Annotated in this window: 5 protein-coding genes and 1 pseudogene; 4 read left to right on the forward strand and 2 right to left on the reverse strand. The window is 40.6% G+C overall.

The window, feature by feature from the left end; translation table 11 throughout:
* From QVP90_RS18625 to QVP90_RS18635, 3 genes and pseudogenes are all read left to right on the forward strand, one after another.
* A pseudogene (locus QVP90_RS18625) lies at positions 1-313 on the forward strand (DUF4302 domain-containing protein); the annotation flags it as partial.
* Between the two features lie 19 nt (positions 314-332).
* Positions 333-2183, forward strand: a complete 1851-nt coding sequence (locus QVP90_RS18630) for a T9SS type A sorting domain-containing protein (RefSeq protein ID WP_021937260.1) — start codon at positions 333-335, stop codon at positions 2181-2183.
* A gap of 107 nt (positions 2184-2290) precedes the next feature.
* Positions 2291-6253, forward strand: coding sequence for a leucine-rich repeat domain-containing protein (locus QVP90_RS18635; protein ID WP_264380748.1), 3963 nt, complete (start codon positions 2291-2293; stop codon positions 6251-6253).
* 443 nt (positions 6254-6696) lie between these two features.
* Here the strand turns inward: QVP90_RS18635 and QVP90_RS18640 are convergent, their stop codons facing one another.
* Together QVP90_RS18640 and rbfA are read right to left on the reverse strand one after the other, a co-directional pair.
* Positions 6697-7929: an FtsX-like permease family protein gene (locus QVP90_RS18640; protein WP_021937262.1), complete on the reverse strand. Its 1233-nt coding sequence runs from the start codon at positions 7927-7929 to the stop codon at positions 6697-6699.
* Entirely contained in the window at positions 7926-8261 is a 336-nt protein-coding gene (gene rbfA, locus QVP90_RS18645; protein ID WP_005928421.1) for a 30S ribosome-binding factor RbfA, read from the reverse strand. The genes QVP90_RS18640 and rbfA overlap by 4 nt, the downstream gene beginning before the upstream one ends.
* A 473-nt stretch (positions 8262-8734) precedes the next feature.
* Between rbfA and QVP90_RS18650 the strand changes: the two genes are divergently transcribed.
* Positions 8735-9886: a hypothetical protein gene (locus QVP90_RS18650; protein WP_021937263.1), complete on the forward strand. Its 1152-nt coding sequence runs from the start codon at positions 8735-8737 to the stop codon at positions 9884-9886.
* The last annotated feature ends 61 nt before the right edge of the window (positions 9887-9947 follow it).

Here is a 9947-nt window from a genome sequence, read left to right on the forward strand (position 1 = left end):
ACAGGGCTCTTATCAGGTATTCACAATATACAGTTATTCCATCAACGACGAAAAGCTATACAGCGCTAACTTCTATATGGATTTCATTCCCATTGAAGGTGCCGACCAGATGAAAATCATTTTCGCGGGAGGCGGAGACGACTTTGCCCGGTATTTCTATATGGAGTATTTCGACATGATGCTGGGTTATATGAGCGATGACGAACCATACAACATGACCTATGACAATCTGAAAAGTCCGAGTGAAATAACTTTCAGAAGAAACGATAACCCCGACGTCGTTTGGTTCAAAACCACCAGATACATTAAATAACCACATAAAAATTACGAATATGAAAAAGAATTATTACATTTTCATCCAGATGTTTTTATTCGTTTCTTTGACTTGCTTTCAAGTGAATGCACAGCAGATCAAGCCGGAAAGAAACAAGACAGAAAAAGTAGGTACACCGGAAGCAACAAAATTCCAGGTACCGCAGACACGGGCAACTATGTTGGGTACTCTGCCCTATTCCAACAACTTTGACAGTTATGAAATCCGTACCGTTCCCGAAGGATGGGTATGTACAGGCGAAAAAGATGCTTTTGCCGTCACTACATTCAATGGCTGGAAAGAAATATATTCCGAGCCCAACTGTTTAGGTGCTTATTCTTCTGCCACAGAAGACAATTGGGCCTATTCCATCGGATTTCAGATGAAAGCCGGCAAAGTATATCATGCCAGTTTCCAACTATTGGCTCCGGGACTTTCCGAATCAGACAATAAAAGCGAGAGCGTACGCTTTACGGTTGGTAAAGGACAGTCAAAAGAGGCTGAATGTATTATATTGAAAGATTTGAAAAATATCAAATACAAGGAATGGAAAAAGGTAGAGGCCGACTTTACCCCTCAAACCGATGGAGTCTATTACTTCGGTTTCGGCTTCACTTCTACGGCTGCCAATGGAGTAGGAATAGATGATTTCGAAGTTTACGACAACGAAAATCCTTTCCCGGTTGAAGCTAAATATGTCGCATATGGCGGGCTATGGTCGACTTCGGTCAATCACTTGGACGATGATATGCGATACATATATCCGGGACAACCCATTACATTTATTAACCAGTCAAAGTATGCAACCGATTATCAATGGGATACATTCGGTAATCCGGCAACTACGAATGAAGAAAACCCTAAGGTAACTTACTCGGAAAGCGGAGATTACAGACCGTTATTAAATGCCACAAATGCCAAATATACGGATTCATTCTCAGATGTCGTCAATGTCACGGTTCTCGGAAAAGAGGAAATTACAGACATTGTTTGCAACAGTTCAAATAAGTATGACGAAGCCTCTTTACCGGAAAAAGATGTTCCCGGTACCAATGACTATGTAAGCGGTATAAATAAATACTATACCACCTTTGCAGAGAAGTTCGAACTGCCTTCAGAAGCCGAAGCAAGCATTAGCGGAGTTCATTTCAGATTATATCTGTACAAGGCGGCTACTACCAATAAAGGTAAACCGGTAAGAGTCAGACTATACGCCGACAAATGGGGAGCACCGGATACAGACAACGTATTCGGCGAGTATGTCACAACCATGAGTGGCGCTTTCGGTTCGGTTTCCGTAGACTATGAAAATGTTGTCAGAAAAATAAAATTTGACAAACCTATAAAAGTAAAAGGAAGCTTTTATTTATCTATAGAACTGGATGAGTCTATCGTGCCGGATGCTACGACCAAATTAGCTTTAGCTTATGACGTACGCAGAGCAGACAAAGTAGCTTCTGCCTATGTCCGGATTCATGCTGCCGGAGCTGCAGAATTAAACCTTAACGGAGGATGGTATTGTGTTCCGGATCTGCCTTGGCCTTTCAATGAACTCGACAAAACAGGATTCTCTTTCTACCTGTCACCGGAAATTACTTTCCATAAGACCACAGGAACTTCTGTCAACGAAGTGAAAGATAATAAAGTCAATGTCTACCCTGCGGTATTCGAGTCCGGCTTTACTATTACAACCAAAGACAATGCCGCCAAACTCGTCCGGGTATTTAATGCAAACGGACAGGTCGTTTTTGAGAAAACAACCCACGAAACCAGCATTGATGTTACAGCTTCCGATTGGACTGCAGGCATTTATCTGGTAAAAGTTGAAGGTAATTCTACGAATTCCTCTATGAAAATTATCAAAAAATAAAAACGATACTCTCTCTTTACTTTATTCTAAACAGTTGTCCGGGCGTTAAACCCCGCGTTTAACGTACCGGACAATTTTTATTCACCACTAATACATATCAAAAGAGTATGAAAAAACGACTACTAATCACCTGTCTTATGTCACTGATAGTCATCGGGGCATGGGCTGAGAAGAGTGAGAACGAACCGATCATCGGCATGACTTGTACACCCGGCAAGATAAGCTTCAAACTGTATGCCACTGAAGAAACGACCTTTCAGATAGATTTTGGAGAAGGACCGGTAGAACAAACGGTCAAGACCACCGGAACAGCTATCAGTGGTTCTGCCACATCAAACTCAATAGCGGTATACGGAGATGCCCTTCTGATAAAAAAGTTTGAAGTATCCTCTAATCAGATTCTCAAGACACTGGATTTCAGCAAATGCACGGCCTTGACGGAATTATCATGCTCAAGCAGCCCGAATATAACCGAAATTACATTGCCTGCTTCTGCAGAAAACCAATTGACGAAAGTAAATTGCCGTTATATCAACTTGAGCTCTTTTGATGCCAGCCAATGTTCAAAACTCAAAACGTTATATCTTTCCAATTCGAATGCAACATTGGAAACACTGATACTCCCGGAAAACAGTGATGCATTGGACGATTTAACTTTGATGCAATGTGGATTGACCACTCTGGACGTCAGCAAATACACCAAACTGACTAACTTGGACTGCCAATACAACTATTTGACTTCCGTACAGATCCCTGAAAACCCTGTCAATAATTTATCCGTAGATTGTTCCTACAATTACATGATCATGCCGAATTTTCCGGAAGGTGAAAAAATCACCTTATACTACATGGACCAACGGGAAAAAGTATCACGGTATACTTTAAATGAAAAATATAGTACGAACGACATCATCGACCTGTCAGAACTCTATGCCTTGAAGAAAGGAATCAAAGGTTCTTATTTTCCAGAAGGGGTTTACCCCACTTTCACCTGGTACATGAGCGGAAGCAGTGAACCGTTGGTAGAAGGAACGGATTACCTGACAATAGAACCGGGCAAATTCAAATTCAGCACAGTTCCCGAAAACGAAATCTATTGTGTGATTGCTTCTAAAGCATATCCTGCCTATCAAGACTACAATTCGCCATACCGTAGCACTGATATTGTAATAGAAAAAGCGATCGATCCGGTTATCACCTTGACTACCACCAAAGAAAGCCCCATCGGATTCTCCATCGGAGCCACCGAAGACAACACCTCTATCCAAATAGACTGGGGAAACGGAACTTTGGTTGATAAAACCATAAATACGACTAAAACACCCGTTCAAGGTACACCTGCCGGAACAAAAATCATCAGGATTTACGCAGATGCCGCTAAAATCAAAGAATTATCTTTAGCTTATTGCGACTATCTCACAGAGGTCGATCTAAGCAAGTGTACAGCGTTGCAAACCCTGTCCGTCAAAGACAGCTACAGAATTACCGCGTTTACATATCCTGAAGATGTAACCACCATTGAAAACCTGACCATCGATAACAGCAGTATAAAAAACATAGATGTACATGATTGGACGGGACTAAAGAATTTAAAATATATGCCTTATGGCACCAGCGCCATTGTATTACCGGATGAAGCGGAAAAGCTGGAAAGCCTTGTCTTAAGCAAACTATCTCTGAAAACCATAGACCTGAATAAATACGTCAACCTAACTACACTTGAAGTAACCTCTTTATCCGCACTGGAAGCACTGGATGTAAATGCATGCGGCAAATTGGCAAAACTGATTTGTAAAAGAAATACCAAACTTACAACCCTTACCCTGCCCACTGTCAAAAATGTTTTGACAGAATTGGATTGCGAGTATACTGCATTGACAGCCATTAATTTAAAAGAATACACTCATCTTCAGATTTTGAACTGTAGCGGAATCGCAGAAACCGTTTTACCGGAAAATCCGTCGACTTTAATTTCCTTGACTTGCAAAGAGAACGGATTAACAACACTGGATGTAAGCACATGTACCAACCTGACCAATCTGGATTGCTCATACAACCAATTAACCGAAATACGGGTTCCTGAAAATCCGGGTCAGACCATAAGCATAGATTGCTCCTATAACTACCTGTTTATGCCCAATTTCCCCGAAGGAGAAAACATAGAATTATCTTATATGGACCAACGGGAAAAAGTATCCCGATATACGTTAAGTGAGAAATATAGCACAAACGATATCATCGATCTGTCAGAACTCTATGTCTTGAAAAAAGGAATCAAAGGTTCCTATTTTCCGGAAGGAGTCTATCCTACTTTCACTTGGTACATGAATGGAAGCAGTGAGCCGCTCGTAGAAGGAACGGATTATTCAGTAATAGAACCGGCCAAATTCAAATTTAAAGCAGTTCCCGAAAGCGATATTTATTGCGTGATTGCTTCCAAGGGCTATCCAGCTTATCAGGACTACGGCTCTCCTTATCGTACCACCGATATCATCATAGAGAAAGCACCCGATCCGGCTATTACACTGACAACCTCCAAGGAAAACCTGATCGGTTTTTCTATCGGAGCTGCCGAAGATAATACCTCCATTCAAATAGATTGGGGAGACGGCACTTTGGTCGATAAGACCATAAATACAACCAGAACTTCGATACAAGGTACTCCCACCGGAACAAAAGTTATCAAGATTTACGGGGAAGCCTCTGCTATCAAAGAACTGTCTTTGGCTTACTGTGACTATCTCACAGAGGTTAATCTAAGCAAATGTACAGCCTTAAAAACGCTCATTGTAAAAGAAAGTTCCAAGATTACTACATTCACATATCCCGAAGATGTCACGACCATCGAAAATCTGACGATTGACAACAGCAGTATCAAAAATCTCGATATACATGAGTGGACCGGACTAAGAAGCTTGAATTACGCCCCATACGGAACAGGTACTATTATCCTACCGGATGAAACGGAAAAATTGGAAAACGTTACTCTAAAAAGATTATCCCTGAAAACGATAGACCTGAACAAGTACGGTAATCTAAACTCATTGGAAATCACCAATAATTCTTCATTAGAAACATTGGACGTCCATGCATGCGGTAAGTTAAGCAAACTGATCTGTAAAGCCAATGCCAAGCTTACAAGCCTGATTCTCCCGACTGCAAAAACCGCTCTAACGGAATTGAGCTGTGAGTATACCGGATTGACCGACATAAACTTAAGAGAATACACCACTCTGCAGGTTTTGAATTGTAGTGGAATCAAAGAGGTGGTTCTGCCGTCAGACCCGTCTACACTAACCTCTCTGACATGCAAAGAAAACGGGCTAAAGACATTGGATGTAAGCTCATGCGTCAACCTGACTTATCTGGACTGTTCGTACAACGAACTGACTGAAATAACCGTTCCGGAAAACCCGAACCAAGTTCTGGAAATCGATTGCTCTTACAATTATCTGACCATGCCGACCTTCCCGGAAGGCGAGAAAATCAAAATGAGCTATATCTACCAGAAAGAAAAAGTAATGAAATATGAACTGGAGAGCAGCTATACAACCGACGAAACGATCGATTTTTCTGATTGGTATGTGAAAAAGAAAGGGTTACAAAGCTCTTATTTCGCCAATGGGGTTTATCCTACTTTCGAATGGTATCTGCAAGGCAGTAACGAGCAACTCGAATCCGGAACGGATTATACGATAACAGAAGGGTGTAAATTCCAATTTATAACTATACCGGACGACGCTGTTTACTGTGTGATTTCTTCCAGAGCATATCCCGATTATGAAAATTATGGAGAACCTTACAAAACGACTTCCTGCGTTATAACACGAGGTACGAGTGTGAAAGAAAACCATGCAAATATAGCCAAAGTTTATGCCACCGGTACAAACATTACAATCATACCGACCGAAGACTGCACATATTCAGTGAGTACTGCTACCGGACAGGTGATCACCAACGGCGAGACCGGACAAAGTATTGAAGTCCCTGTACATTTATCCGGTATCTATATCGTATCTGTCCGTACAGCAGACAACAAGGTTAAGAGCTATAAAGTAGCAGTTCAATAAAATAGCCTATAAAGCAATGTCTTTATAACTCCGGCCAGAACTGCCTGTCAATATTTACCGGTTATTATCGGTCAATATTGACAGGCAGTTCTGTTTATATAAAGAGAGTAAACAAAAGAAACAGGAAAATCAGTCTAAGAAAATAATTGTACAAAAAAACAGAGAAGGAACGTCTTTCTCATCTACCTGATTGTCACATCTTATAAACATCCGAACAGTTCGTCGTAGAGTTTCGCCTCATTTCCCGTAGAGTTTCACTCTGTTTCTCTACGAGTTTCGACCTGTTTCTCGTAGAGGGAAAAAGTCATCATATAACACACTGATATACAAATACTTGCAAACCGTCATTTTTGTATCCTATTTTCAAGTCCAAAGCCATCATTATCTTAATAAAAACAGGTATCCAATCAGACAATATAATTAGACAAAACTGATTATATTCTTCAATGTGAAAGTAATCGTTTACTCAAATAACGTACCGGATACCATACCGAAAGAAAGCCGACTGTAAGTACCGTTACAAATATCAATACCACATCCCAGAAATGGACACTGACCGGATAAGCATCCACCAAGAACGTACCGCCTCCCCCACCTAAAGAGATAAGGCCGAATTTCTCCTGTATCAGGCAAAGAGCCAAGCCCAATACAATTCCGGATACAGCACCGAAAAGAGAGATCAACCGCCCCTCAAAAAGAAATATTCGGGAAATTAGCCGATCGTCCGCTCCCAAATTACGTAAAGTCACTACATCTTCTTTTTTATCGAGGATCAACATAGAAAGTGAACCGATTACGTTAAAGCAAGCGATCATCAGAATAAATGTAAGGAAAAGGTAGGAGATTAATTTTTCGATCTCCATGATACGGAACACATCCGCTTGCTGTTCATAACGATCCTGTACCACAAAATCATCACCCAGCACAGAAGCGATTTTTGATTTGACGGAAGATACGCCGACATTTGGTTTCAGTCTCAATTCAATGGCAGAAACCTCGGTTGTATAGTCGAGCATCCGTCGTGCAAACGCAAGGGAAGTAAGGATATAGTTGCTATCATACTTCTGCTGATTGACCACAAAAACAGCACCGGGAGAAAAAAGATAATCCATATTAAAAGAAGCGGAAGGATTAGCCATGTTCACCTTCGCATTCCGCTTCGGACTATAAATTTTCAACGGATCAACAAACTGGATGCCGGTACCTAAAGTCGAGACCAATTCAATACCCATCACACCATAATCCACAATAGAATCATGGAGCAAAAACTCACCGGAGCCATAAAGAATACTATCGATAGCCGTAAGTTCCTCAAAATTATCTTCCACCCCTTTTATTACAGCCATCGTCTGCCGGTCTTTATACTGTACCATCGCATTTTCCTCCAAGGTTTCAGTAAACACGGCAATCTCCGGTAAAGCCCGGATCGCTTGTATACGTTCGTCCTGTGCGTCAAATACTTTCCCTTCACGAACTGTAATTTTCAGCTCCGGATCAAAAGCCGTAAAAAAACTGGCCACCATATCCTGAAAACCGTTAAAAACAGAAAGCGTACAGACTAACGCTAACGTAGCAAGTGCCACCCCGCATACTGATATGCCGGAAATGATATTAATGGCATTGTGCTTCTTTTTCGAAAAAAGATAACGCCGGGCTATGTAGAAAGGGAGATTCACTTCTGAAGCAGTGAGTCTATTTTCTCGATATAATCCAATGAATCATCCACAAAGAATTTCAATTCGGGGATGATACGTAGCTGATGACGGACACGCGTACCGAGTTCGTACCGGATAGATTTCATATTGTTATTAATATTCTTCACCATCTCCTCCCCCTTATCGGATGGGAAAATGCTAAGATACACACGTGCAATGCTCATATCGGGACTGATACGTACCGCACTTACCGATACCAATACACCGGTCATCGCCTTTGTCTGAAGCAAGAATATTTCACTCAATTCTTTCTGCAACAAACGGGATATTTTATTTTGACGGGTTGTTTCCATAAATATACATGTTAGTTTGTTCAACGTAATTTTTCTATTTGCAAAGGCTACTCCAGCCTGCCTGTATAGAACACAAAGTTACAGAAATATATCGTTTGGATAATGATTTATAGCTTATTTTTAGTTTTCATTATTGAATTACACTCACAAAGCTATCTTTGCGGCAAACCGAACCGGTATTATTTGTTCTCTCTAAAAGAATATTCAATAAGCATCAAAATCACCAATGATCCAGATATACGAAAAATATCAACTTTATTATTTCATCCTTAGGAAAGATGAAATAAATATGCATTTTTCTTGCAATTAAAAATATAATTACTATTTTTGTAAAATACTTGCAACAAGTAAGTTGTATAGCCGAATCACGAACAGGCCAAATGTCATATAACCTTTGTTTTTCTTATTGTTTTGTGTGAATTGAAGCAAGATGTGGTGATTCTATTATGATAATCATTATACTTTAATATATTATGAAACTTAAGAAAAATATTTTGTTGTTGATCTGTTGCATTCAGATATTGACGGGTAAATCCCAAAATATATTGAACGGATCAACTTCATTATTTCGTCCGGGTGATATAATCGCAAAACAAGAGTTACAGTACAAAGCTCCCGGTCCGGCCGGTAAAGATGTCATTTGGGATTTTAGGGAACTTATCCATTTAGGAAGCGAATACACAGAGTGCTTTATCGGTAAAATCGATTCCTCACTGATTTGTCTTGGAGGAGATAACGGCTATAAGTATAAGTTTTCCGGTGATTCTTTATTTTGCATAGGCTATCAGACTCCCACTTTGCATATTGACTATCTATTACCGGAGTTACGGCAAATTTATCCGACAGTTTACAAAGACTCTATCCATACATTTTATTATGGAGAGGGAGTATATAGCCAAATGCTTCCCATTACGGTCTACGGGGAAATCACCCATGTGGCAGATGCGGAAGGAACCTTGCTACTACCCGACGGTGACAGTTTAAAAAATGTATTACGAATACGAAGTACCGCCCATATCGGACAGCAAATGTCCGCTTTCACCTCCATTTATGCTAACGGCGATACTTCCCGCTACTCGACAGACTCTCTTCTCTACCGATTACAGAACGACAAAGTCACTTGGGAAGTGACTACCTACAAATGGTATGCCCCCGGATACAGATATCCCCTCTTTGAGACCGTACAGAACAAAATCATTGATTCCACCGGAAGCAGATCCCATTTTAACCGCTCTTATTATTTTCCTTCCGTCGATCAGAATGATTTGTCCGAAGACGCATCCAACCAAGAGATTCGTACCAACCTTATTCTTCAGGAAGAACGTCTGCGCTCAAAGCATGCCCCCGGTAAGCGCGAGGGTATCGGAAATGAGAATCATACCTATAATTATTCAATAGGAGCCAATCAGATACTACATGTGAACTATCTTTTAGTAGAAACTTCCACGGTAGAATTTTATTTGTATTCTCCGAATGGAGCTACCTTGTGGCACAAGCATCTTGCCGACCTCCCGTCAGGAACTCACACGGTCGACCATGACCTTTCTCCGTTAATCCCGGGAACTTACCTACTGGCCATTCTTATAAATGGAGAGTTACATACAGAAAAGATACAGAAACAATAATCGATAAAATTATTTGTAAGATGCTTAAATACATATCAATACTACTGCTCATATTATCCTC

This window comes from Bacteroides sp. CAG:189 (genome assembly GCF_000432295.1).
Classification (GTDB): domain Bacteria; phylum Bacteroidota; class Bacteroidia; order Bacteroidales; family Bacteroidaceae; genus Bacteroides; species Bacteroides salyersiae.

Excerpts from the sequence above, each read along its gene's own strand:
- rbfA (WP_005928421.1), bottom strand. The coding sequence starts at position 8,261 with ATGGAAACAACCCGTCAAAATAAAATATCCCGTTTGTTGCAGAAAGAA.
- QVP90_RS18635 (WP_264380748.1), top strand. The coding sequence starts at position 2,291 with ATGAAAAAACGACTACTAATCACCTGTCTTATGTCACTGATAGTCATC.
- QVP90_RS18630 (WP_021937260.1), top strand. The coding sequence starts at position 333 with ATGAAAAAGAATTATTACATTTTCATCCAGATGTTTTTATTCGTTTCT.
- QVP90_RS18650 (WP_021937263.1), top strand. The coding sequence starts at position 8,735 with ATGAAACTTAAGAAAAATATTTTGTTGTTGATCTGTTGCATTCAGATA.